Genomic DNA, 23,783 nt, shown 5'->3' with positions numbered 1-23,783 from the left:
CTTTAATAATGAAATTGATATTTAATTTTATTTTGTTAATTTTATTTAATGAATTTCTTATATTTATTTTTTAGAGATACAATTCTATTAAATACTATAGTAGTATTTTCATATTTTTTATTTTTTTTTAAAAAATATCCTATTCTTTCAAATTGATAGGCATGTTTAATTTTTTCATTTTTTATAATAGATTCAACATATCCTGTTTTAATTATACATGAATTAGGATTATATGCTTGTATAATGTTACTTTCTTTTTCAGCATTTTTACTTTTAAATAAAACATCAAATAAATGAAATTGAACTTTAATAGAATTTTTTGAAGATATCCAATGAATTATATTATAATTATTTTTTATTTGTTTGTTTTTTTTTGTTTTATTTAAATCATATGTGCATAAAATACATGATATTTCGTTATTTTTATTTTTTAAAATTTTATTTGCTTGAATTACATAAGAATATTTTAGTCGAACTTTTTTTCCTAACACTAATCCTTTATAGTTTTTATTTGGTTTTTTACAAAAATCTTCTTTTTCAATATATATTTCGTTAGAAAATAGAATTTTTCTGGTACCCATTTCTTTTATTTGAGGATGATTTGGAGCATCTAAGTATTCTATATGATATTTATCAATATTAGTAATGATTAGTTTAACTGGATTAATTACTGCCATTCGTCTAGGAGACGACATATTTAAGTCTTTTCTTATGCAAGATTCTAATAAGGATAATTCTATCATATTTTGTTGTTTAGTGATTCCAATTTTTTGACAAAATGTTTTAATAGAATTTTTTGTATATCCTTTATTTCTCAAACCTGATATTGTATGTAATCTTGGATCATTCCATCCATTTACTAATTTAGTATCTATTAGTTTTTGTATTTTTCTTTTAGATAAAATTGTATGTTCTAAAGTTAATTTAGAAAATTCATATTGTCTAGGAGGTTTTTGGGTAAAATTTAATTTTTTTAATATCCATATATATAATTGACGATTATCTATAAACTCTAATGTACATAAGGAATGTGTAATCTCTTCTAAAGCATCTACAATGCAATGAGCAAAATCATACATTGGATAAATACACCATTCATTTTTAGTTTGATGATGTTTAGAAAAAATAATTCGATATAAAACTGGATCACGTAAAATAATGTATGGGGATTCCATATTTATTTTTGCGCGTAAACACATTGATCCTTCTTTAAATATACCATTTTTCATTTTTTTAAATAATGTTAAATTTTCTTTAATAGGTCGGTTTCTAAATGGACTATTAATTCCTTTTTCTTTTAACGTTCCTCGATATTGTTTGATTTCTTGTGCATTCAATTCATCAATATATGCTAGATTATTTTGAATTAATTGGACAGCATATTTATATAGTTTTTTAAAATAATTTGAAGTATATTTTGAATTTTTATACCAGTTAAAACCTAACCATTTTATATCTTTTTTGATCGCATTAACATATTTTTTATTTTCCTTTTTAGGATTTGTATCATCAAATCTAAGATTACAAGTTCCATTATATCTATTAGCAATATTAAAATTTAAACAAATAGATTTAGCATGTCCAATATGTAAATAACCATTAGGTTCTGGAGGGAATCGTGTTCGTATTTTACGGTTAGGATTTTTTAATATTGAATTTTTTATTATTTTATTTATGAAGTTATTTTTTATATTTATCATTATTAAAATGTCCTTAATTAGTTTATATATAAAGTATATATATTTTATTAAAAATTTAATTTAATATCACGTTTTTTTAAAAAAAAATAAATTATTTTTAAAATATGAAAAATAATGGTTTATTTATAAATTTTTATTGTAAAAAAAAAATATTTGTGTAAAATTATTATATAAATATTATTTTTTAATGAATAATTCGGCTATGTAGCTCAGTTGGTTAGAGCACAGCACTCATAACGCTGAGGTCACGAGTTCGATTCTCGTTATAGCCATTAAAATTATTTTATTTATTTTGCGGAAGTGGCGAAAATGGTAGACGCACCAGATTTAGGTTCTGGCACTGCAAGGTTTGCGAGTTCAAATCTCGCCTTCCGTATAATTAATATTAATTAATTAAAATATTTATAATAGTATATTTTTGGGGTATAGCCAAGAGGTTACGGCACCGGTTTTTGATACCGGCATCCCTGGTTCGAATCCAGGTACCCCAGATAGAATATTATTTAATTAATACAATTATATTATTAATTAAAGATTTAGTACTTTAAAAATATATATCTAGTATATCTAAACATTTAATTATAGGTTTCGGATTATTTTACGATTATATCTATATTTTTATTTAATAATTTTTATATATTATGGAGAATATATGTTAGATGCGTTAAAAAAATCTGTAGCGAGATCTGCTTTAGATTATATTCCAGAAAATTCCATTATTGGGATTGGATCAGGTTCTACAATAAAGTTTTTTATTGAAGAATTATCAACTATTTCAAAACATATTAAAGGAGCTGTATCTAGTTCTTGCATTTCAGAAAAATGGTTAAAAAATTTCAATATTCCTATTGTAGATCTTAATACATTAAATTCGTTAGATATTTACATTGATAGTGCAGATAGAGTTAATTATTCTATGGAAATGATAAAAGGAGGAGGAGGAGCGCTTACTAGAGAAAAAATCATTGCTTCTGTTGCTAATAAATTTTTATGTATTATTGATAAATCAAAATATGTATCAAAATTTGATAATTTTCCTATTCCAATTGAAGTTATACCTATGGCTACAAAAAGTGTATCTAGAGAAATTATAAAAATAGGTGGTATACCAAAATATAGAAAAAATTTTACTACAGACAATGGTAATTATATTATTGATATACATAATTTATGTATTAAAAATCCTATTAATTTAGAAAGTAAAATGAATAACATCCCCGGTATAGTTTCTGTAGGATTATTTTGTAAGAGAAAAGCTGATTTGTTATTAGTCAGTTATTTTGATAAGGTAAAACTAATATCGAGGTAATAAATTATTTTTAAAATTTTTATTAACGACTATATTAATAGTAATTTCTATTATATAGATTTTTATTAAATAAACTATATTAGAGAATAAGTTATGTCTTCACAATCTATTGATGTAGAATTCTTAGGACGTTCTATACGGGTTAGTTGTCCTGATAAAAATTCTTCAGATTTATATTATACAGCTGATGTTCTAAATAAACGATTAAAAGAACTGAAAGAAAAAACAGGTGCATATAATATAGAGCAATTAATTTTTATAACTGCTTTAAATATCTGTCATGAATTAGAATTAGAAAAACAAAAATCTGTTCATTGTATCAAACATATAAAATCTAGAATGTTAGTATTAACTGAAATGATAGATACTGCTTTAAATAAAGAATAAAAGTACTTTTTAATTATATAATTATTTATTTTAAATTAATAAATATTATTATATATCTTCCTAAATGTACTTTTAATGCTGTTATAGCTATAAAAACAGATGTTTCTATTCTTAATATTTTATGTCCTAATTTTATATTTAAAATTTTTTTTGCATATTTAGTTTGATTATCAAGAAATTCTTTTTCAGATCCAAATTAATATAAAAATATTTTTATATTAATTAAAAATATAATATATATTTTTTATTGCATCTATATCAAAAATAATTCACTACATTTTGTAGGTGTAGAATTATTATTGATATATTGTAAGCAGTGTATTTAATTTAGGAACAATATTTATTTTTGATTATATGCATGTAAAGATAATTAATTTTTTATAATAATACATTTTTTATATTTTTTATAATTTTTCTTGTTTATAATAATTGGAGTGATTTATTTAATTCCTAATTCTATTAATTTTCTACTGGAAAAACTTTATTTTTTAGATAAAAATTATTATTTAATAAATATTAAGTAATGAGTCTTTATTTTTTTTTTATAAATTGTTTTAATAAAAATATTTTTTTTATTTATATCTAATATTCATATATATAAATATATGATTAGTTTTATTAAATATATGAATTAAATCTCCTATTTTTAGTCTAACTATATTTATATAATAATGAATAATGGTTTTTTTTGATTGAATTAATTTTGATTAATTAGTTAGAATAAATTTTAGAAATATATAAAATATAAAAAATCTATATTGTAATAAGTATATATAAACATTTTATTTATATTAAATTTTTTAATAAAAAAATATTATTTATGCATCCGGAAGGATTTGAACCTTCAACCTCTCGGTTCGTAGCCGAGTGCTCTATCCAACTAAGCTACGGATGCATAAATAATATTATTTTGGTGAGAGAGGGATTTGAACCCTCGATGCAGATTAGTACATACTCCTTTAGCAGGGGAGCGCCTTAAACCACTCGGCCATCTCACCGAGATATTATATATTATATATATAATACTAATTATAACAAAAAGAGTCAAATAGATTTTTTTTAATAAAATTATAATTTTATTAATTGTATAATACCATATAAAAGATAATTTATAAATAATTTTATAAAAATAATAATAATATTATTATTGTTTTATAATAGCGTTAATACTGTATTTTGTATGTTTACAAAATACAGTAAAAATTTATTTTTTATTTTTTTCTAATTGAATTCTTTTGTAGATTTCTTCTCTATGTACAGATATTTTTTTAGGAGCATTAATACCTACACGAATTTGATTTCCTTTAATTCCTAAAATTGTTATTGTTATTTCATCGCCGATTATTAATGTTTCGCCAATTCGACGAGTTAAAATAAGCATTCCTTTGATTCCTTTTATGAAATAAACATGTTTTTATTTTTTAAATATGTTATATAAATAACATAATATATTTGTATATATTTTTAATAAATCTTTATAAATTTAATAATAATATTATTTATTTAAATTATTATTTTTTATATTATTTATAATTTTTTCTTTAATAATATTTAGATGATTTGAAATAAATTTATTATTATTTAATTTTCCTTCTACAAGATGTTTACTACCACCACCTTTACCGGATAATATAGAAAATAATGTGTTCATAATATCTAATGCATTAATATGTTTAATTGTTTTTGTTGTAACACTAATTAAAAACTGTATCATCGAAATGTTTGTATTAGTTAATATAATAATTGCATATTTTAATTTTTTTTTAATAGCATCAGATATATTTCTGAGAATTATGTATTTTAAATTGGATAAAGATGCAACAATAATATATACATTGTTAATCGTATATGCTGTCGATATTAGATTTTTAGAAATCTGTAAAACATTTTGGTTTATTAATTGTATGTTTTCTTTTTTTATATTCTTGATAATATTAAGTGATTTTTTTATTGATTGGTAAATATTATTTTGATTATTTGTAAATAGATTTTTTATTTTTTTTTCTTTTTTTATTTTTTCATTGATATATTTTATAACATGTAAACCGGTTATTGCTATAATACGTTTTGTTGAATTTCCAATATTTTTATACGAAATAATTTTAAAACATCCAATTTTACCAGTAGTTTTATGATGAGTACCATTACATAATTCAATAGAGAAATTTTTAATACAAATCATACGAACTATTTTTTTATATTTTTTTGAAGATAAATATATAGCATTATATTTTTTTGCTTTATCTATAGATGTAATAATAGAATTAATTGATATATTTTTTTGAATTTTTTTATTTATTATTTTTTCTAATTTATAAATATCTTTTTCAGTAATTTTATAATTATAAATAAAATCAAATCTTAGATATTGATCGTCAATGTAAGATCCTTTTTGTATTATTTCTGATTTATAAATTTTATTTAATGCTGCATGCAATAAATGAGTAGATGTATGATTAGATTGTATGATTTTTCTTTTTTTAATATTTATTTTAGCGGTAACTATATCATTTACATGTAAAGTTCCACTCTGCATATATCCTATATGTGCGATAAGATTTCCGTTTTTTTTTGTTTTTTTTACAATGAATATTCCATTATTATTAGTTATTTTACCTGTATCTCCTATTTGTCCGCTTGATTTGCTATAAAAAGGTGTGATATTTAATACTAAAATTCCCATGCAGTTTTCATGTAAATGTGATATAAGTTTATCATTATAAACTATTTGGGTAATTTTTGATGTTTTTATATATGTATCATATCCATCAAAAATAGATTTTTTTGTAATTAATGTTATATATAGATTATTTTTTTTTTCTTTAATTTTTTTTTGAATTATTTTATTTTTATTTAATTTTATTAGTTTATTTATTTTATTTAAATTAATTGAAATTTTTTTTTCTTTACAGATATCTAAAGTTACTTCGACAGGTAAACCGAATGTTTCGTATAAATATAATATTTTTTTTGTAGATATCTTATTATTTTTAATTTCTTCCTGTAGCTTATATATTCCTATTTTTAATACGTTATGAAATTGTTTTTCTTCATGAAATAAAATATTTTTTATAACATCTATTTTTTTAGAAAGATTGAAATCATAATTAATTTGTTTCATACTACTAATAACAAATTTAGATAATTTATAAAAAAATGGTTTATGTAAACCCATAAAATATCCATGAATTAATGCGCGTCTTATTATTTTTCTAAGAATATAATTTCTTCCTTCATTACCAGGAACTATATTTTCAGCAATCAAGCAAACGGATGCACGGATATGATCTGCAATAATTCTTAATGAAATACGATTATTTTTTTTTATTGATATTGTTTTTTCGATAGATTTTATTAGTTTTATAAAATTATTTGTTTTATAGCTTGAAGAAACGTTTTGTAAAACCGCAGATATACGTTCTAATCCCATACCTGTATCTACTGATGGAGTTGGTAAATCAATTAGCTTATTGGATTTAATTTGATTAAATTGCATAAATACTAAATTCCAAATTTCTACAAAATATTTTTTAAATTCATTATAGTTATTAACTATATCGATCTTTTTATAATACGATCGTTGATTATAAAAAATTTCTGTACATGGACCACATGGACCGGAATCTCCCATTCTCCAGAAATTATCAGAGTTATATTTTATATTATTTTTATCATACATTACGATTAAATGGTTGGGTTTAATATTAATAATATTTAACCAAATTTTTTTTGTTTCAATATCACGATAATAATATGTAATCCATATTTTTTCTTTTGGTATATTAAGCCATTTTTTATCTGTTAAAAATTCCCATGCATAACTAATAGCAGTTTCTTTAAAATATTCTCCAAAACTAAAATTTCCTAGCATTTCAAATAAGGTATGATGATAAGGTTGATAACCCACTTTTTTTAAGTCATCGTGATTACCGCCTGTTCGCATACAGTATTGAGCACTAGTAAAAGATGATATATTATTTTTTTTATATCCTAAATATATATTTTTGAATTGGTTCATTCCTGCATTTGTAAATAATAAAGTATTATCATTTTTAGGAATTAAAGAACTGCTTGGAATAATATCATGATTTTTTTCTTTGAAGAATTGTAAAAATAAGTTACGAATTTTGTCAGTTTTCATATATTTTTATGCCTATAAAATATAAATAGATTAAAATAATATGATTTTGACATATCATAATATGTATCTATAAATAATATTTGTATTAGATAAATATTTTGCATAATATATTTTTTATTTTATTTATATATATAAATAATTTTATATATAATAATTATTATATAAATTAAAATAATATATAATAATTAATAAAATTTATAATATTATCATATTTTTATGTTAAAATAATATAAATATATTTTATATATTGTTTAATAAATAAAATTTAGTGAGTACAATATGCCTAATTTGATTAAATTAAATTTTGTAGTTTCTTCATCTCAATCAACCTATTCTAGATTAGATAAAATTTTAGCTCAGTATATCTCTTTAGTTTCTCGTTCATGTATAAAAAAATGGATTTTATTAGGCTATGTATCTGTTAATAATATTATTGTCAGTATTCCAAAAAAAAAATTTTTTTAAATGATCATATTTCAGTCAATGTATTAAAAAATTTTCAATTTATTGAAATAAAAAAAGAAAATATATTTTTAGATATAATTTTTAAAGATTCTGAAATACTAGTTTTAAATAAACCACCTAATTTAGTTGTTCATTTAGGTTACGGACATACTTCCGGAACTTTATTAAACTCTTTAATGTTTCATTATAAAAATAATTGTATGTTACCAAGAGCAGGTATAGTTCATCGATTAGATAAAAATACTTCTGGTTTATTAGTTGTAGCAAGGACAATTTTTTCATATCATTATTTAATTGGTTTATTTAAACGTCGTAGAGTTATTAAAGAATATGATGCAATTGTAATTGGTCGTATTGAGTTTAATGGAACAATAAATGTTCCTATTAAAAGAAACATTTATAATAGAACTATGATGTCAGTAGGTATTGGTGGTAAACAAGCAATTACACATTATAAAGTAATTACTATGTTTAGAAATTATACACATATTCGTATTTTTATAGAAACAGGAAGAATGCATCAAATTAGAGTGCATATTTCTTCTATTTTACATCCAATATTTGGAGATTCCATATACTCTAAAGGTATTAAGCCAAATTTATTAGGTTATTCTAAATCAACATATAATTTATTATTAAAATTTTCTAGACCAGCTTTACATTCTAGTATGTTGAAGTTTTTACACCCTATAACAAATAAATTACAGACTTGGATAGTTAGCCCGCCAGTAGATATGGTACAATTACTACATTCTTTATATTCAGAAGATATGAAATGATATATAAAATATATATAATGTACTGTATTTATTTATTAGTAGATTATAATATATTTATATATAATATAATTTTTATTTTTTAAAAAATTAGATGATTTTTAAAATAAAAATATATTTCATATATAATTTTTAAAAAACAAATTCTATAAAACTAACTAAGCAACTATATGTTTAATAATCAAAAAAATTCTAGTCAGTTCATAGTATCAAATATTATAAATAAAGAAGTATTTTATACTCCTTTAATTAATTATATCAAAATAGCTTTAAAAAATTATTTTTTGATAGTAATTGAAAAAACAGAAAATAATTTATATCAAATGTTTTTATCTGAAATAGAAAAACCTTTATTTGATAGTATTATGCAATATACACGAGGTAATCAAACAAAAGCCGCTTTAATTTTAGGTATTAACCGTGGAACATTGAGGAAAAAATTAAATCTATATTATCAAAATAAAAAATTTATTAAATAATTATTATTTTTACTTATCGTTATATTTATTTTTTTTTAACAACATATTTACAGAGGTATGTAGAGCCCATATATATCCATCAGATCCAAATCCAGATATAATGCCATTAGATATATCAGATATCCATGAATGTGAACGAAAATTTTCTCGAGAAAAGATATTAGAAATATGAATTTCGAAAAAAGGAATTTGTATAGCTAACAATGCGTCTCTTATGGAGATACTAGTATGAGCGAATGCTCCTGGATTAATTAATATAAATTCTATTTTAAGGTTTTTGCTTTCATGTATTTTTTCAACTATCTTGTGTTCTGCATTAGATTGAAAATCGTATAGTTCAACGTTTAAACGTTGCGCTATATGTTTTGTTTTTTTGATAATTTGAAACAGCGTTTCTGTACCATATATTTTTGTTTCTCGTGTTCCTAATAAATTTAAATTAGGTCCATTAATTAATAAAATTTGAAATTTATTACCCATCATAACCTCACTAATGTGAATTTTTATAAAAATAATATTAATTTTATAACTTATATAATAACATTTAATAAAAGTATTATGTAGTTATTTTATATTTATTATAACAATAACATTTATATAAAAATAATATAAATAACTTCATTAAATATTTTTAATAAATTTTTAATAAATATTTAATAATTTTATTATTTTTAAATTTATAGCTTGATAAAAAGGTTTTTAATAATGATAGAGATTTTATTAAATAAATATAATATTGATAAAAAAAATGTTGTTATGTTATTGGATAATATGTTAGATAATAATATTGATTTTGGAGATATTTATTTTCAATCAAAAGAACAAGAAATATGGATTTTAGAAAATAAAATTATAAAAAAGGGTATTTATTTTTTTGATGAAGGAGTAGGGATACGAGCTATAAAAAATATTTCTACTAGTTTTTCTTATACTAATTCTATTACATTAACTAATTTAACTAATTCAATTGATACAGTATGTAAGATGTTATCTAGTATAAAAAGAGGTAATATAATTAGTAAACAAGGACATTTACATATCGAAAATATGTATACATCATGTAATTTAATACAAGACAGTTATATTGAAAAAAAACTTTATATTTTAAACTATATTGATAGTCTAGCTAGAAGTCAAGATTATCGTGTAATTGACGTTCATGCTGTATTAACATGTGAATATGAAAAAATTTTAATTGGATCTACAGATAGTACAATTTTATCTAATGATTCTCGACCTTTAATCTATGTAAATATTGAGGTTATGGTTGAACAAAATAGCAAGAGAGAAAAAGGTTTTCATGGTGGAGGTGGCAGATTTAAAATTACTGATTTTTTAAAAAAACAAAATGATAACCAAATGCTAATAGAATTATGGACTAAAGAAGCAGTTCGTATTGCGTTAGTTAGATTATTTGCTAGAATATCTCCTGCTGGTTCTTTTCCTGTTATTCTAGGTCCGGGTTGGCCTGGTATTTTATTTCATGAAGCAGTTGGACATGGTTTAGAAGGAGATTTTATTCGTAAAAAAACATCTATATTTACTAAAAAAATTGGCCAACAAGTTGCTTCTAATTTATGTACTATCGTAGATAATGGAATTTTGTACGGTAATAGAGGTTCAATTAATATTGATGACGAAGGGATACCTGGTAAATATAACATTTTAATTAAAGATGGAATATTAAAATCCTTTTTACAAGATAAATTAAATGCACATATTATGTGTCAAAAAAGTACTGGAAATGGTCGACGAGAATCATATGCTCATTTACCAATGCCTCGCATGACAAATACATATTTATTAGCGGGTTTAGATAAACACGCAGATATTATAGATAGTGTAGATTATGGTATTTATGCTGTAAATTTCAGTGGCGGGCAAGTAGATATCACTTCTGGTAATTTTGTTTTTTCAACTTTAGAAGCTTATCTTGTAAAAAATGGTAAAATCATTTATCCATTAAAAGGAGCCACATTAATTGGATCAGGAACCGAAGTAATGAAATCTATATCTATGGTAGGAAATAATTTACAAATGGCTAGTGGATTAGGTGATTGTGAAAAAAACGGTCAAACTGTTCCAGTAAATGTTGGTCAACCAACCATTAAAATAGATCAATTAACTATTAGTGGAACATATTAAGAGTAAATGAATTATATATTGTGCAGTCAATTTATAATATTCTGACTGCATAATTTATATAAATAAATATATTTTTTAAAGATTTATTTAATAAGTTTAATAATTTAATATTATTTTAATTATTAAATATATTACTTTAAACGTTCTTTAATTCTTGCTGACTTACCAGTACGATTTCGTAAATAATATAATTTTGCTTTTTTAACTAATCCTTTTTTTGTAATTGTTATTTCATGTATATTTGGAGAGTGAATTAAAAACGTTCTTTCTACTCCCTCTCCGTTAGATACTTTACGAACTGTAAATGATGCATTAAGGTTTCTATTTCTTTTAGCTATCACAATTCCTTCAAAAGATTGAAGACGTTTTTTATTTCCTTCTAATATCCATATTTTTATAATCATAGAATCACCTGAATTAAATAATGGAATATTTTTTTTTTTATATTGATTTTCAATTGAGTGAATGTAATTATTCATATTTTTAGTATCTCATATAATAATTTAATAAAATATTTTATTAAATTTATTTTATATAATTTTATTATTTTTAATTTTATTTAATTTTTTTAAAAGATGTGGTTTTTTTAAAATAGTATTTTGAATTGATTTTTTAAATCGCCATTTTTTTATTTTTTTATGATTACCTGATAACAAAACTGTAGGTACAGTTTGATTATTAATTTTTTTTGGTCGTGTATAATTTGGATAATCTAGTAAATTATTACTGAATGATTCTTCTAGTAAAGAATTTTTATTATTTAATACACCGGGTATCATTCGTGTAATAGCATCTATAAATACCATTGCAGGTATTTCACCGCCTGTTACTATATAGTCTCCAATTGACCATTCTTCGTCTACTTCGGTTTTTAAAAAACGTTCATCAATACCTTTATAACGACCACAAATAAATATTATATGTTTTTCTTTAATAAAATGTTTAATATTATTATGATGGAGTAATTTTCCTTGTGGAGACAGATAAACTACTAAAGAAGGTTTTTTAATGGTTTTTTTTATATGAGTGATTGCTTTCAATAAAGGTAAAAACATTATTAACATTCCTGAACCTCCACCATAGATTTTATCATCTACTTTATTTCTTTTGTATATACTATAATTTCTAAGATTAAAAATATTTATATTAATTATTTTTTTTTTAATAGCTTGATTAATGATTCCGTATTGAAATATACTATCAAACATTTTTGGAAAAATTGTAATAATACTAAATTTTATCATATTTTTATCTTATTTTTTAATATGTTATATATATTGAGTCTAACTAATTATGATTATTTTATTATTTATATCGATTTTTTTAATTATATCTGGCTGTATAAATGGAATATATATATATTTACTGTTTTTAATAGTAAAAATTTTTAATGTATTATAAATTTTATTTTCTAGTATTTCCGTTACTAAACCTATTTTTTTATTTTTTAGATTAAAAATATGACAATATAAAATGTTATGCCAATAATATTCTTGATTATTTAATATCGGTAATTGGTTTGATTTAATTAATATATTTTGTTTTATAAAATTCAATGTTTGGTTTCTATTATCTATATTCTTTAATTTTATGATGAATTGATCTCTATGTTTTCGATACATAATCATATCATTTTTATATAAATTTATACGTGATTTTTCTAATATCCATGGAAAATAACTAAATATGTTTTTTTTTATTTCTGTAAATGAAACTATATGAATCCATCCCAATATTCCATATGGATGTCCTATTCTTCCTACTATAATCATAATTTATAATTAAATATATTTATGTTATTCATTAGAATTATTATTTTTAAATTTCATAAATAGACTTGAAAATCTTTTAGATTTTTTTGCTCCATTTTTTAACCAATATTGAATTCTTTTGATAGATAAGTATATTTTTTTTTCATATTTTTTAGCAAATGGATTAAAATATCCAATTTTTTCAATAAATTTTCCGTTACGTGCTGATCTTATATCAGATACTACAATTTGATAAAATGGTTTTTTTTTTGATCCGTGTCGAGCAAGTCTAATTTTTATCATTAAATTTCCTATTTTATGTTAAATTTTTTATTAAATTATGATTTATATGTGTATATTAATATTAATTATTATACAGATTATTTTATCAGATAATTTTTAATTTTTTCAAATATTTTATTTTTTTTGTTTTTTTTTATATTTTTCATAATTTTTTTCATATGTTCAAATTTTTTTAAATAAATATTAATTTCTTGTATAGAATTTCCAGATCCTTTTGATATTCTTTTTTTTCTCGAATATTTTATTATAGATGGAATTTTTCTTTCTTTTTCTGTCATAGAATTAATCATAGCTTCAATTTTTATAAAAGATTTTTCATCAATATTTTCTAAAATAGGGTTATTAGAATACATATTGATAGGTAATTTATTTATTAATGAATTAATTCCCCCTATTTTATTTATTTGTTTAATTTGTAATAAAAAATCATTTAAATTAAATTTATCTCCTTTTTTATTAGCATTTTTAAGTAAATTTAATTCTGTATCTTTTATTTTATTTTGAATATCATCTATTAAAGATAATATATCTCCCATTCCTAAAATTCTCTTAGCAATTCTTTCAGGATGAAAAATTTGTAAATCATAAATTTTTTCTCCAGTACCAATATATTTTATTGGTATTTTAGTCAAAGTGCGTACTGATAATGCTACTCCTCCTCGCGTATCACTGTCTAGTTTTGTTAAAATTACTCCGGATAATTTAAATATTTTATTAAATTCATTAATTACATGAATAGAGTCTTGCCCAGTCATTGCATCAATAACAAATAGTGTTTCTTGTGATTGAATATAATCTTGTATTTTTTTTAATTCTTGTATTTTTGATGGATTGTTATGTATACTACCAGTAGTGTCTATTAATAATACATCATATTTTTTTTTTTTTGCTTCTTGTATTGCTAGTTGAATTATTTTATTAATTTTTTGATCACAATTAGATTGAAAAAAATTAGCTTTAGTTTTTTGTATTAATCGCTTTAATTGCAAAATAGCTGCTGGTCTATATATATCAATAGATACGACGAGTATTTTTTTTTTATATTGCTTAGATAATAAATAAGCTAATTTAGCTGTACTGGTAGTTTTACCAGATCCAGGTTGACCAATAATAGTACATATAGTTAACTGATTTAATAGAAATTTAAATTTATAGCAATTATTACCCATCATTGAAATTAATTCTTCTAATACAATTTTTATTAAATTTTGACTAGGACTAAAGTTTTTATTTATATGTATTTCTGATGTTTTTAGTTTTATTTTTTTTAAAAATAATTTTACAACTGTTAATGAAACATCTGCATTTAATAGTGCTAATTTTACTTTTTGCATTGTTTCTTTTATTTTTTTTTCTTTTAAATGTCCGTGATGTGAAATTTTTTCAAAAATATCAGTTATTTTTTTTGTTAAAGTATTGAACATAATTATTAGTCGATGTCCTGTTTATTTAATAAATTTAAATTAATTCATATATTTATTTTTATAATACATTGATATTATTAATATAATTTTGTTATATTTTTTTCAATAGGATAACAACCTAATATTTTTATATATTTTGTATATTTTTTTATTTCGGATAATATTTCTTGGAATATTTCAGAGTGAAGATATGATTTAATTTCTATAAAATATGTTGCTTCTATTGTATTAAAAATTTTATTAACTAAAATCATTTTTATGATTTTAATTTTTCTTCTTTTAAATTTTTTTAATATTTTATATTTATTTATTTTATAATTAATTATTTTTATAATAATCGTTATTTTATTGGAAATATTTTCATTTATTTTTTTTATTTTTTTTGATATTAATATAAATCTAGTTATATTATTATTTATATTAGATATATTGATAGCAATTTTTTTTAAATTATAATATGAACCACCTATTGAGTTTCCAATTGCAGCTGATGTTTGTTGGTTTTCTAGTGCTAGTTGCTTCATTCCTGCAGAGGTACTATTAAAATATTTTTTATTCCATTCTGGAAATTTTTTTATAAAAAGACTACATTGTTTGAATGGTTGTATATGACTATATACTTGGTTAATTTTATAAAAAAAACAATTTTTATTTGCAAATAAATGATGTTGAATTTTTGCATAAAATTCTTTAATAATATATATATTTTTATGTTTTTTTAGTATGTCATATACTTCCGGAATAATTCCTGATATTCTATTTTCAATTGGAAGTAGTGCTATATCACAATTATTATTTTCAAGAGATTTTATTATAGAATCAAAAGTATAATGTTCATCTGGAATTAGAAATTGTTTTTTATTTTCAGAAATACTATTAAAAATAGCAGATGAATATGATCCGATAGGTCCTAAGTAGGCGCATAAAGATTTTTTTTTATTTTTTAATATTTCGTTTTTATAATTTTTTTGAATTATAACAGAATTTTCAACGATGATTTTAAATATTTTTTTTATAAATATTGGGTTAATTTTATTTTTCTTACTAAATTGATGTAAATTATAAAATATCTCCATCTCACGATTTTTATCTCGCACATCAAATTGATTATGTATTTTATTTTTTAATATATTAATTGAAACAGATTCTCTAGATGAAAGTAATTTTATTATTTTATAATCAATATAATCAATTTTATTACGTAAGAAAGTTAATTTTTGTTTTTTATCCATGTTATAAATTCCAGTTTTATTTTTATTGATTTTTATATCGAATAAATATTTCAATTATATATTATATTTTTAATATAATAAATATTATTAATTATATAAAATCGATGAACGTATTTATTAATTTTTATAACTATATCTATCAGGTAAAATATATTATGAAAAGTTTTTCAGCAAATGTTAACAATATTGTGAAATCCTGGTATTACGTTGATGCTACAAATAAAGTTTTAGGTCGTTTTGCAACTGAAATATCTTTACGTTTACGTGGGAAATATAAATCCGAGTATACTCCTCATGTTGATACTGGTGATTATATCATAGTTATAAATGCATCAAAAATAATTGTTACTGGTAAAAAAATTCTTAATAAAGTTTATTATCACCATACCGGTTATGTTGGTGGAATAAAAAAATATACTTTACAATACATGTTATTAAATCATCCTGAAAGAGTTATTGAAAAAGCTGTTAAAGGAATGTTACCCAAGGGTTCTTTGGGTAGATCAATTTTTAAAAAATTAAAAGTATTTCCGTTTCATGAGCATAATTTAAATGCGCAAAAACCAATTTTTTTAAATATTTAATATATATAAATATTAGGATTTATATTATGTCTGAGTATATAAATTATGGTACAGGTCGTCGCAAATCTTCTTCTGCGCGTGTTTTTTTACGTAAGGGAGAAGGAAAAATTTTTATTAATAAACGTATTTTAACAGAATATTTTGGTAGAAAAACTGCATGTATGGTAGTTCAACAACCATTAGGTGTAGTAAATATGTTAAATATATTTGATTTTTATATTACAGTAAAAGGTGGTGGAATATCTGGACAAGCTGGGGCTATTAGACAAGGAATTACTCGTGCATTAATTAATTATGATAATACATTACGAGATATTTTACGAAAAGAAGGTTTTGTAACACGTGATTCTAGACAAGTAGAACGTAAAAAATTTGGTTTTCGCAAAGCTAGAAAAAAAATCCAGTTTTCTAAAAGATAATCATTTATAATAGTAAAGAAATCCCGGTGTTTTTAATCCGGGTTTCTTTATAATAGTAAGTATTATTACATCATGTTTATCTTTATAAATTATATTAATTATATATATTAAACATTCTTTTTGATAAATTTGTATTGATAAATATTTTTATCAATACATAATATTATGATTTTGATTTTATTAAATATTTATATATTATGTTTTGTATAAATGTTGAATTATATCTTTAGATAATTGTTTTGTTCCGATATTATTTTTTGCTGAAATAAAATAATATTTCTGATTATTTTGAATTTTTTTTGTTATATATTTCGTTATTTTAATAATTTTTTTTTTTGTTAAAATATCAATTTTATTAAAAATTAACCATCGAGGTATTTTAAATAATGATTCATTGAAATTTTTAAGTTCTTTTAATATAATAAATTTAACCTTATTTATATTTTTTTTATTAATTGTTGTAACATCAATAATATGTAATAGTAATCGACAACGAGATAAATGTTTTAAAAATTTTATTCCTAATCCTATTCCAGATGATGCACCTTTTATTATTCCAGGTATGTCAGCAATAATAAATTTTTTTTTTTTTATTTTTACTGTTCCTAATACAGGATATAATGTACTAAATGGATAATAATCTATTTTTGGTTTTGCATTAGATAGTGCACTAGTTAATGTAGATTTACCTGAATTAGGAAGACCTAATGTTCCAATATCTGCGATTAATATTAATTCTAATAATATAATTTTATATTCCCCTCGAGAACCTTCTGTTTTTTTTCTTGGAGTTTGGTTTGTGGATGATTTAAAACGAGAATTTCCTAATCCATGCCAACCTCCTTTAGCAATGAGAACTTTTTGGTTTTTTTTTTGTATATCAGCTATAATAGTATTAGTATTAATATTTAAAATTCTAGTACCTAATGGTACACGAATAAAAATATCTTTTCCTTTTTTTCCAGAACTATTAGAATTAGATCCATTTTTTCCATTTTCAGCGTAAAATGTTTTTTTAATTCTATAATCAGTTAATGAATTCATATTTAAATCAGATATTATCCAAATATTTCCTCCGTCACCACCATCTCCGCCATCAGGACCTCCTTTTGGTATAAATTTTTCTCTTCTAAAACTTATACACCCATGTCCTCCGTTTCCAGCAGATACATGAATTATAGCTGAATCAACAAATTTCATGTTATCTCTCTCTTTTATACAAGATTTTTAAGATTTAAATATTTTTATGTTAGTTTATTGTTTTTTTTTATAACATTTACATAAATCTTATTAAGTAAACCCCTTTTTTTAAATTTTACTAATCCTTTTATAACAGCAAATAAAGTATGATCTTTACCACATTTTACATTATGCCCGGGATGAAATTTAGTTCCTCTTTGTTTAATTATAATATTTCCCGGATATACGTATTCTCCTCCAAATTTTTTTATACCTAATCTTTTTGAATGAGAATCTCTTCCATTTCTAGAAGAACCTCCTGCTTTTTTATGAGCCATTTTATATCCTTAAATTATATTATTAATATTTTATATTTTTAATTTTAACTTTTGTATAATATTGTCTATGTCCTTGGTTTTTTTTATAATGTTTACGACGATTAAATTTTATAATTTTTATCTTTTTATCTCTTCCATGTTTATAGACAGATCCTTCTATATAAACATTTTTTAGTATTGGTTGTCCAATAGATATTTCTTTATTATTGGATAATAATATTATTTGTTTAAATATTATAATTTCTCCAATTTTTAAATTCATCTTCTCTAATTTAATAATTTCACCAAATTTTACTTTATATTGTTTATTTCGGTCCAAGAATATAGCATACATAATCTTTTCTCTGTGTATTTTAAATTGAAAAATATTATTATAATAATATTTTTATTTATAATAAATATATTTATTTATTATAAATATTTATGATATTTTAGTGATTAAAATATATTTTTATCATTTAATTATTATTTTTTGTATATTTTTTTTGAATATATTAAAATTTAATTTTTTAAAATATTTTAAACTATTTAATTTTATTAAAACATAAATATAGTTTTTGTTACTATTAATAATAGTTAAAAAATTATCATACTAATTAATATTTTCATATCTATTAGCATAAATATATATGTATATATATAATTAATTTATATTTTTATATAAATTTATTTAAATGTAATTAAATTTATATATTTATTAAAATCAAAATTGGTATTATTTAATTTAATGTTTTTTTTTGTTCCATTCAGATATAGTGTGTGTATTTATTGTAATAGCGTGAATTTCTTGTGTAATAAAATACGGCATTAATATTTTATATATATGTTTTTGTTTATCTAAAGAATTCATGTCTATAAAGAAATCTCCTATTGCAGTAATCGTGATATTATTATGATATTTTGATATAAATATTTTTTTTAATTTTAATTTTTTTTTAATTAAAGCGCATATTTTGTCTAAATCCATGATTTTAACTCAATCGTTAAATATTAATTTATATTATTAATTAATATATATAGATTTACTAGTTATAGTAGTTTTTTTTAGTAGTTAGTAACTACATATAATTACTGATTTATATATATAAATATAGATATATTTTATATATATAAAATATATCTATATAAAAATTTTTTGAATATATTTTTATAAAATAATTTTTATTTTAAATTCTAATTTATATAAAATATTTTAATATGTATATTTTTATATACATTGATGTTTTATTATTTGCTATAATGATATCATAAATTAAAGAGATCAATACTCGTTTAATGAATTAAATATAAAAATATATATAATATATACTATATATTATTATATATTATATATACTAATATAGTATCTAAATATTGAAAAAATAATCTATATTTAATAGATAATATTTTAATATAAAGGAGGGATAAGATTGTTAAATAAAGTTCCAATGACATTACGGGGTTTTAATATATTAAAATCTGAATTAAAAAAATTAAAGTATATTACACGTCCATCGATTGTAGAAGCAATTTCTAATGCTCGACAATTAGGTGATTTAAAAGAAAATGCTGAGTATCATGCTGCACGTGAAGAACAAAGTTTTTGTGAAAACAAAATTTGTGAAATTGAAAATAAATTGTTATGCTCTGAAATTATTGATGTTACTAAAATATCTTTTAAAGGTGTTGTTATTTTTGGATCTACTGTAATAGTATTGCAAATTTCCACAAATAAAATTTTTGTTTATACTATAGTTGGTGATGATGAAGCAAACTGTAAAGAATGCTCTATTTCTGTTTATTCGCCTATGTCACGAGCACTAATTGGAAGAAAAGAAAAAGACATTGTAACAGTAGATACCCCTGCTGGTTCTGTAGAATATTTAATTAAAAAAATTGAGTATATATAACAGTATAATTTTTTATTTTTAAAGTAATATTTTTTATTAAAAAATCAATTTATTTAAAATAAAAAATATTTTTTTAAATTAAAAAATAGATATTTTTATTTGTAATTAAATTTTATTTAATTTATCTTTTAATTTATATATATGTAAATAAATATTTATATATATAACGATTAAATAATTATTTAAAATTTATATAGACTAATAATTTTTATTTATAAATTTTATTTTAATATTTTTATTTGATTTGATGTTTTATTATTTGTGGTATTAAATAAGATTATGATTTTAATAAAAAAAATAAATAAATCTAATAATTGGTTAAAAAAACATCTTTCTGATCCTTATATAAAAGAAAGGAATAGAAGAAATTTAAGATCTAGAGCATGGTTTAAATTAAAAGAAATTAATGAATCAGAAAAAATTTTTTATACCGGAATGAAAGTTATAGATTTAGGATCTAATCCGGGTGGTTGGTCAGAATATGCTTTAGAAAAAATTGGAAAATCAGGAATTATTTTTGCATATGATATTTTACCAATGCGTCCGCTAAAAAATGTTAAATTTTTTCGTGGAGATATTACTGATATATTAATTCAAAAAAAAATGTTTATTTTATTAAAAAAATATTCTTGGAATATTATTATGTCTGATATGTCTCCAAATCTTAGTGGTTGTTCTATTGTAGATAATGTTAATATGTTTAAATTAAGCAATATTGTATTAAAAATTTCTATGTCTGTATTATCGACAAATGGATGTCTAGTAATGAAATTATTTCAAGGTTATGGTTTTAATGAATATATAAAAAAAATTTTTAATATGTTTAAATTAGTAAAAATTTATAAGCCACGCTCCTCGCGTGTTAATTCTCGAGAAGTATTTATCATAGCTCGTAAATATAAAATATAATTTTTTTAATATTAGTGTAAAGTGAGGTTATCATTTGACCAATATAGTTAAAAATTTAATTTTTTGTTTTTTTATTTCAGTTATATCAATAATTATATTTTGTAGTTTAAAATTATATACTGTAAATAATGCTAATGTCAATTATTCTACATTTTTATCGGAAGTTAATAAAAATAAAATTATTAAAACCCACATTAATGGCAAAAAAATTGAAGTTACTAAAAAAGATATGACTCAGTATATTACATACTCTCCTTTTTATGATTTTAATTTATTGAATGTTTTATTAGAAAAAAAAATTATTATTATTGGAGATGTTCCAGAATTAAAAAATATTTTTATATCTACGTTTATGTCATGGATTCCTAATTTTTTATCAATGATTGTATGGTTTTTTTTTATGAAACTAATACAAATTAGTAATGAAGAAGGAACATTATTTTTTAGTAAAAATAAAGCTAAAATGTTACATAAAAATAAAGTTAATACTACTTTTTTAGATGTTGCTGGATGTAAAGAAGCAAAAGAAGATGTTTCTGAAATAGTTGAATATTTAAAAGAACCACAAAGATTTCAAAAGTTAGGAGGTAAAATACCTAAAGGTATATTGATGGTTGGTCCACCGGGTACCGGAAAAACTTTATTAGCTAAAGCAATTGCAGGTGAAGCTCATGTTCCTTTTTTTACAATTTCAGGATCTGATTTTGTAGAAATGTTTGTAGGAGTTGGTGCTGCTCGAGTACGTAATATGTTTGAGAATGCTAGGAAATATGCGCCATGTATAATATTTATTGATGAAATTGATGCTGTCGGAAGAGAGAGAGGAACTAGCGTAGGTAGTAGTCATGATGAACGTGAACAAACTTTAAATCAGATATTAGTAGAAATGGATGGATTTGAAGTTAATGCAGGAATTATTTTAATTGCCGCAACAAATCGTCCTGACGTACTAGATCCTGCCTTACTAAGACCGGGTAGATTTGATCGTCAAGTAGTAGTACCTCTACCAGATCTTATTGGTCGAGAAGAAATTTTAAAAATTCATATGCGTAAAGTTTCTGTTGCTAATGATGTAGTACCAATAATAATTGCTAGAGGTACTCCTGGATTTTCTGGGGCTGATTTAGCTAATTTAGTAAATGAAGCTGCTTTGTTAGCGGCTCGTTATAATAAAATATCAATTACTATGTTAGATTTTGAAAAATCTAAAGATAAAATTATAATGGGATCTGAAAGACGATCTATTATTATGAATGAACATCAAAAAGAATTTATTGCTTATCATGAATCTGGACATGCAATTGTTGGAAGACTTATGCCTGGTCATGATCCAGTACATAAAGTTACAATTATTCCTCGAGGGCAATCTTTAGGAATTACATTATTTTTGCCAACTAATGATATATTCAGTATAAATCGTCAAAAATTAGAAAGTCAAATTGCTACATTATACGCGGGACGTTTAGCAGAAGAAATTATTTACGGATCAGATAAAGTGTCAACTGGTTCGTTTAATGATATTAAAATAGCTACTAATTTAGCACGAAAAATGGTTACTCAATGGGGTTTTTCAGATAAGTTGGGTCCGTTATTATATACAGATGTAGGTAAAACAGTTATTTTAGGAAAATCTAGACGCCCAGTACAATATTTTTCTGATAAAACTATTCAGATTATTGATGAAGAAATAAAACTAATGGTTGATATTAATTATCAACGTGCGAAAAAAATTTTAAATGAAAATATTGATATTTTACATGCTATGAAAGATGCTTTAATAAAATATGAAACTATTAATTTATTACAAATTGATGATTTAATGTCTAGAAAACCAGTTCGTGAACCAGAAGGATGGAATTTACGTTAAAAATAATTTTTGTTATTACAAATCATTAAAAATATTATTTTTTACATTTTATATTTATTTATATAAATAACTTTTGTATTAAATAGTTCTTAATTATTTTTATTTATTTATTTTAAAAATAATTTTAATATATTTATGGTATCCCATTAGTATATTTTAATTATAATTTCATGATATCTATTTATTAAATAGATATCATTACTAAATATTTTATAATATTATAAAATATTTTTTAAAAATTTTATATTTAAAACATCTAAGTATGTTAATGTTAAATATGTAGCTAAACATAAAATATATAGAATATAATTTCTATATATATTGTTTTTTATGTGTTTTTTTATTAATATTAACAATATTAATTATTATATATTTTATATATATTTTTTGTATTATTAAAGTTTAATGTATTAATATATTTATATAAATTGATATTTATTAAAAATAATTAAACATAATAATAGATAATTATCTATAAATATATAT

General features: G+C 21.2%; 25 protein-coding genes and 5 tRNA genes. 14 read left to right on the top strand and 16 right to left on the bottom strand.

Annotated features, from left to right (window positions below):
- Nucleotides 1-41: 41 nt before the first annotated feature.
- Nucleotides 42-1,700, bottom strand: coding sequence for a glutamine--tRNA ligase/YqeY domain fusion protein (locus BUCILAFE3058_RS01360; RefSeq protein WP_154061599.1), 1,659 nt, complete (start codon nucleotides 1,698-1,700; stop codon nucleotides 42-44).
- A gap of 198 nt (nucleotides 1,701-1,898) precedes the next feature.
- Between BUCILAFE3058_RS01360 and BUCILAFE3058_RS01355 the strand changes: the two genes are divergently transcribed.
- The 5 genes from BUCILAFE3058_RS01355 to zapA all read left to right on the top strand — a co-directional run bounded on the left by BUCILAFE3058_RS01355 (nucleotide 1,899) and on the right by zapA (nucleotide 3,396).
- Nucleotides 1,899-1,972, top strand: a tRNA-Met gene (locus BUCILAFE3058_RS01355).
- 22 nt (nucleotides 1,973-1,994) lie between these two features.
- Nucleotides 1,995-2,076: transfer RNA gene (locus BUCILAFE3058_RS01350), tRNA-Leu, on the top strand.
- A 43-nt stretch (nucleotides 2,077-2,119) separates the two neighbouring features.
- A tRNA-Gln gene (locus BUCILAFE3058_RS01345) sits at nucleotides 2,120-2,191 on the top strand.
- Between the two features lie 161 nt (nucleotides 2,192-2,352).
- Nucleotides 2,353-3,009 carry a ribose-5-phosphate isomerase RpiA gene (gene rpiA / locus BUCILAFE3058_RS01340; RefSeq protein WP_154061598.1) on the top strand — a complete coding sequence of 219 codons (657 nt, stop codon included), beginning with the start codon at nucleotides 2,353-2,355 and terminating at the stop codon, nucleotides 3,007-3,009.
- 93 nt (nucleotides 3,010-3,102) lie between these two features.
- Nucleotides 3,103-3,396 (top strand): cell division protein ZapA, encoded by a 294-nt coding sequence (gene zapA / locus BUCILAFE3058_RS01335; protein WP_154061597.1) that lies wholly within the window; start codon nucleotides 3,103-3,105, stop codon nucleotides 3,394-3,396.
- A gap of 821 nt (nucleotides 3,397-4,217) precedes the next feature.
- Here zapA and BUCILAFE3058_RS01330 read toward each other — a convergent pair.
- From BUCILAFE3058_RS01330 to alaS, 4 genes are all read right to left on the bottom strand, one after another.
- Nucleotides 4,218-4,291 (bottom strand) — tRNA-Arg (locus BUCILAFE3058_RS01330).
- 16 nt (nucleotides 4,292-4,307) lie between these two features.
- A tRNA-Ser gene (locus BUCILAFE3058_RS01325) sits at nucleotides 4,308-4,394 on the bottom strand.
- Nucleotides 4,395-4,600: 206 nt separating this feature from the next.
- Nucleotides 4,601-4,777: a carbon storage regulator CsrA gene (csrA, locus tag BUCILAFE3058_RS01320; protein ID WP_154061596.1), complete on the bottom strand. Its 177-nt coding sequence runs from the start codon at nucleotides 4,775-4,777 to the stop codon at nucleotides 4,601-4,603.
- Between the two features lie 114 nt (nucleotides 4,778-4,891).
- Nucleotides 4,892-7,537, bottom strand: a complete 2,646-nt coding sequence (gene alaS, locus BUCILAFE3058_RS01315; RefSeq protein ID WP_154061595.1) for an alanine--tRNA ligase — start codon at nucleotides 7,535-7,537, stop codon at nucleotides 4,892-4,894.
- A gap of 279 nt (nucleotides 7,538-7,816) precedes the next feature.
- Here alaS and BUCILAFE3058_RS02095 point away from each other — a divergent pair, with 279 nt between their 5' ends.
- The 3 genes from BUCILAFE3058_RS02095 (at nucleotide 7,817) to BUCILAFE3058_RS01305 (ending at nucleotide 9,257) form a co-directional block, all read left to right on the top strand.
- Nucleotides 7,817-8,002 carry a S4 domain-containing protein gene (locus BUCILAFE3058_RS02095; protein ID WP_232036983.1) on the top strand — a complete coding sequence of 62 codons (186 nt, stop codon included), beginning with the start codon at nucleotides 7,817-7,819 and terminating at the stop codon, nucleotides 8,000-8,002.
- Nucleotides 7,993-8,781 carry an RluA family pseudouridine synthase gene (locus BUCILAFE3058_RS01310; protein ID WP_331866621.1) on the top strand — a complete coding sequence of 263 codons (789 nt, stop codon included), beginning with the start codon at nucleotides 7,993-7,995 and terminating at the stop codon, nucleotides 8,779-8,781. The genes BUCILAFE3058_RS02095 and BUCILAFE3058_RS01310 overlap by 10 nt, the downstream gene beginning before the upstream one ends.
- Before the next feature lie 167 nt (nucleotides 8,782-8,948).
- Nucleotides 8,949-9,257, top strand: coding sequence for a helix-turn-helix domain-containing protein (locus tag BUCILAFE3058_RS01305; RefSeq protein ID WP_154061594.1), 309 nt, complete (start codon nucleotides 8,949-8,951; stop codon nucleotides 9,255-9,257).
- Between the two features lie 9 nt (nucleotides 9,258-9,266).
- Here the strand turns inward: BUCILAFE3058_RS01305 and aroQ are convergent, their stop codons facing one another.
- Nucleotides 9,267-9,737, bottom strand: coding sequence for a type II 3-dehydroquinate dehydratase (aroQ, locus tag BUCILAFE3058_RS01300; protein WP_154061593.1), 471 nt, complete (start codon nucleotides 9,735-9,737; stop codon nucleotides 9,267-9,269).
- Between the two features lie 225 nt (nucleotides 9,738-9,962).
- Here aroQ and tldD point away from each other — a divergent pair, with 225 nt between their 5' ends.
- Nucleotides 9,963-11,402 carry a metalloprotease TldD gene (tldD, locus tag BUCILAFE3058_RS01295; protein WP_154061592.1) on the top strand — a complete coding sequence of 480 codons (1,440 nt, stop codon included), beginning with the start codon at nucleotides 9,963-9,965 and terminating at the stop codon, nucleotides 11,400-11,402.
- Nucleotides 11,403-11,533: 131 nt separating this feature from the next.
- Here tldD and rplS read toward each other — a convergent pair whose 3' ends face one another.
- The 6 genes from rplS to BUCILAFE3058_RS01265 all read right to left on the bottom strand — a co-directional run bounded on the left by rplS (nucleotide 11,534) and on the right by BUCILAFE3058_RS01265 (nucleotide 16,112).
- Nucleotides 11,534-11,881 (bottom strand): 50S ribosomal protein L19, encoded by a 348-nt coding sequence (gene rplS, locus BUCILAFE3058_RS01290; RefSeq protein WP_154061591.1) that lies wholly within the window; start codon nucleotides 11,879-11,881, stop codon nucleotides 11,534-11,536.
- A gap of 51 nt (nucleotides 11,882-11,932) precedes the next feature.
- On the bottom strand, nucleotides 11,933-12,646 hold the full coding sequence (gene trmD / locus BUCILAFE3058_RS01285) for a tRNA (guanosine(37)-N1)-methyltransferase TrmD (RefSeq protein ID WP_154061590.1): 714 nt from the start codon (nucleotides 12,644-12,646) through the stop codon (nucleotides 11,933-11,935).
- Between the two features lie 39 nt (nucleotides 12,647-12,685).
- Nucleotides 12,686-13,174 (bottom strand): ribosome maturation factor RimM, encoded by a 489-nt coding sequence (rimM, locus tag BUCILAFE3058_RS01280; protein WP_154061589.1) that lies wholly within the window; start codon nucleotides 13,172-13,174, stop codon nucleotides 12,686-12,688.
- A 24-nt stretch (nucleotides 13,175-13,198) separates the two neighbouring features.
- A complete protein-coding gene (rpsP, locus tag BUCILAFE3058_RS01275; protein ID WP_154061588.1) occupies nucleotides 13,199-13,456 on the bottom strand; it encodes a 30S ribosomal protein S16 in 258 nt (85 codons plus the stop codon).
- A gap of 77 nt (nucleotides 13,457-13,533) precedes the next feature.
- A complete protein-coding gene (locus tag BUCILAFE3058_RS01270) occupies nucleotides 13,534-14,880 on the bottom strand; it encodes a signal recognition particle protein (RefSeq protein ID WP_154061587.1) in 1,347 nt (448 codons plus the stop codon).
- A 77-nt stretch (nucleotides 14,881-14,957) separates the two neighbouring features.
- Entirely contained in the window at nucleotides 14,958-16,112 is a 1,155-nt protein-coding gene (locus BUCILAFE3058_RS01265; RefSeq protein WP_154061586.1) for a prephenate dehydratase domain-containing protein, read from the bottom strand.
- A gap of 155 nt (nucleotides 16,113-16,267) precedes the next feature.
- On the opposite strand from BUCILAFE3058_RS01265, the gene rplM reads away from it, so the two are divergent.
- Entirely contained in the window at nucleotides 16,268-16,696 is a 429-nt protein-coding gene (rplM, locus tag BUCILAFE3058_RS01260) for a 50S ribosomal protein L13 (RefSeq protein ID WP_154061585.1), read from the top strand.
- Nucleotides 16,697-16,722: 26 nt separating this feature from the next.
- On the top strand, nucleotides 16,723-17,115 hold the full coding sequence (gene rpsI / locus BUCILAFE3058_RS01255) for a 30S ribosomal protein S9 (RefSeq protein ID WP_154061584.1): 393 nt from the start codon (nucleotides 16,723-16,725) through the stop codon (nucleotides 17,113-17,115).
- A 195-nt stretch (nucleotides 17,116-17,310) separates the two neighbouring features.
- Here rpsI and cgtA read toward each other — a convergent pair whose 3' ends face one another.
- The 4 genes from cgtA to BUCILAFE3058_RS01235 all read right to left on the bottom strand — a co-directional run bounded on the left by cgtA (nucleotide 17,311) and on the right by BUCILAFE3058_RS01235 (nucleotide 19,599).
- Nucleotides 17,311-18,315, bottom strand: coding sequence for an Obg family GTPase CgtA (cgtA, locus tag BUCILAFE3058_RS01250; protein WP_154061583.1), 1,005 nt, complete (start codon nucleotides 18,313-18,315; stop codon nucleotides 17,311-17,313).
- Nucleotides 18,316-18,359: 44 nt separating this feature from the next.
- Nucleotides 18,360-18,632, bottom strand: coding sequence for a 50S ribosomal protein L27 (gene rpmA / locus BUCILAFE3058_RS01245; protein ID WP_154061582.1), 273 nt, complete (start codon nucleotides 18,630-18,632; stop codon nucleotides 18,360-18,362).
- Nucleotides 18,633-18,654: 22 nt separating this feature from the next.
- Nucleotides 18,655-18,966, bottom strand: a complete 312-nt coding sequence (gene rplU, locus BUCILAFE3058_RS01240) for a 50S ribosomal protein L21 (protein WP_154061581.1) — start codon at nucleotides 18,964-18,966, stop codon at nucleotides 18,655-18,657.
- Nucleotides 18,967-19,356: 390 nt separating this feature from the next.
- Complete coding sequence (locus tag BUCILAFE3058_RS01235; RefSeq protein ID WP_154061580.1) at nucleotides 19,357-19,599, bottom strand: BolA/IbaG family iron-sulfur metabolism protein; 243 nt, start codon at nucleotides 19,597-19,599, stop codon at nucleotides 19,357-19,359.
- Between the two features lie 442 nt (nucleotides 19,600-20,041).
- Between BUCILAFE3058_RS01235 and greA the strand changes: the two genes are divergently transcribed.
- The 3 genes from greA to ftsH all read left to right on the top strand — a co-directional run bounded on the left by greA (nucleotide 20,042) and on the right by ftsH (nucleotide 23,297).
- The gene (greA, locus tag BUCILAFE3058_RS01230; protein WP_154061579.1) at nucleotides 20,042-20,521 is read left to right on the top strand and encodes a transcription elongation factor GreA; all 480 of its coding nucleotides are present in this window, start codon (nucleotides 20,042-20,044) and stop codon (nucleotides 20,519-20,521) included.
- 279 nt (nucleotides 20,522-20,800) lie between these two features.
- Nucleotides 20,801-21,430 carry an RlmE family RNA methyltransferase gene (locus tag BUCILAFE3058_RS01225; protein WP_154061578.1) on the top strand — a complete coding sequence of 210 codons (630 nt, stop codon included), beginning with the start codon at nucleotides 20,801-20,803 and terminating at the stop codon, nucleotides 21,428-21,430.
- 43 nt (nucleotides 21,431-21,473) lie between these two features.
- Nucleotides 21,474-23,297 carry an ATP-dependent zinc metalloprotease FtsH gene (ftsH, locus tag BUCILAFE3058_RS01220; protein ID WP_154061765.1) on the top strand — a complete coding sequence of 608 codons (1,824 nt, stop codon included), beginning with the start codon at nucleotides 21,474-21,476 and terminating at the stop codon, nucleotides 23,295-23,297.
- Nucleotides 23,298-23,783: the final 486 nt, after the last annotated feature.

This window comes from Buchnera aphidicola (Cinara laricifoliae), assembly GCF_900698945.1.
In the GTDB taxonomy this organism is placed as follows: Bacteria; Pseudomonadota; Gammaproteobacteria; order Enterobacterales; family Enterobacteriaceae; genus Buchnera_F; species Buchnera_F aphidicola_AC.
This window is presented reverse-complemented; position numbering and strand designations above follow the sequence as displayed.

What these genes read in the sequence shown, in the direction of transcription:
- BUCILAFE3058_RS01360 (WP_154061599.1), bottom strand. Translation starts at nt 1,700, where the DNA reads ATGATAAATATAAAAAATAACTTCATAAATAAAATAATAAAAAATTCA.
- rpiA (WP_154061598.1), top strand. Translation starts at nt 2,353, where the DNA reads ATGTTAGATGCGTTAAAAAAATCTGTAGCGAGATCTGCTTTAGATTAT.
- zapA (WP_154061597.1), top strand. Translation starts at nt 3,103, where the DNA reads ATGTCTTCACAATCTATTGATGTAGAATTCTTAGGACGTTCTATACGG.
- csrA (WP_154061596.1), bottom strand. Translation starts at nt 4,777, where the DNA reads ATGCTTATTTTAACTCGTCGAATTGGCGAAACATTAATAATCGGCGAT.
- alaS (WP_154061595.1), bottom strand. Translation starts at nt 7,537, where the DNA reads ATGAAAACTGACAAAATTCGTAACTTATTTTTACAATTCTTCAAAGAA.
- BUCILAFE3058_RS02095 (WP_232036983.1), top strand. Translation starts at nt 7,817, where the DNA reads ATGCCTAATTTGATTAAATTAAATTTTGTAGTTTCTTCATCTCAATCA.
- BUCILAFE3058_RS01305 (WP_154061594.1), top strand. Translation starts at nt 8,949, where the DNA reads ATGTTTAATAATCAAAAAAATTCTAGTCAGTTCATAGTATCAAATATT.
- aroQ (WP_154061593.1), bottom strand. Translation starts at nt 9,737, where the DNA reads ATGGGTAATAAATTTCAAATTTTATTAATTAATGGACCTAATTTAAAT.
- tldD (WP_154061592.1), top strand. Translation starts at nt 9,963, where the DNA reads ATGATAGAGATTTTATTAAATAAATATAATATTGATAAAAAAAATGTT.
- rplS (WP_154061591.1), bottom strand. Translation starts at nt 11,881, where the DNA reads ATGAATAATTACATTCACTCAATTGAAAATCAATATAAAAAAAAAAAT.
- trmD (WP_154061590.1), bottom strand. Translation starts at nt 12,646, where the DNA reads ATGATAAAATTTAGTATTATTACAATTTTTCCAAAAATGTTTGATAGT.
- rimM (WP_154061589.1), bottom strand. Translation starts at nt 13,174, where the DNA reads ATGATTATAGTAGGAAGAATAGGACATCCATATGGAATATTGGGATGG.
- rpsP (WP_154061588.1), bottom strand. Translation starts at nt 13,456, where the DNA reads ATGATAAAAATTAGACTTGCTCGACACGGATCAAAAAAAAAACCATTT.
- BUCILAFE3058_RS01270 (WP_154061587.1), bottom strand. Translation starts at nt 14,880, where the DNA reads ATGTTCAATACTTTAACAAAAAAAATAACTGATATTTTTGAAAAAATT.
- BUCILAFE3058_RS01265 (WP_154061586.1), bottom strand. Translation starts at nt 16,112, where the DNA reads ATGGATAAAAAACAAAAATTAACTTTCTTACGTAATAAAATTGATTAT.
- rplM (WP_154061585.1), top strand. Translation starts at nt 16,268, where the DNA reads ATGAAAAGTTTTTCAGCAAATGTTAACAATATTGTGAAATCCTGGTAT.
- rpsI (WP_154061584.1), top strand. Translation starts at nt 16,723, where the DNA reads ATGTCTGAGTATATAAATTATGGTACAGGTCGTCGCAAATCTTCTTCT.
- cgtA (WP_154061583.1), bottom strand. Translation starts at nt 18,315, where the DNA reads ATGAAATTTGTTGATTCAGCTATAATTCATGTATCTGCTGGAAACGGA.
- rpmA (WP_154061582.1), bottom strand. Translation starts at nt 18,632, where the DNA reads ATGGCTCATAAAAAAGCAGGAGGTTCTTCTAGAAATGGAAGAGATTCT.
- rplU (WP_154061581.1), bottom strand. Translation starts at nt 18,966, where the DNA reads ATGTATGCTATATTCTTGGACCGAAATAAACAATATAAAGTAAAATTT.
- BUCILAFE3058_RS01235 (WP_154061580.1), bottom strand. Translation starts at nt 19,599, where the DNA reads ATGGATTTAGACAAAATATGCGCTTTAATTAAAAAAAAATTAAAATTA.
- BUCILAFE3058_RS01225 (WP_154061578.1), top strand. Translation starts at nt 20,801, where the DNA reads ATGATTTTAATAAAAAAAATAAATAAATCTAATAATTGGTTAAAAAAA.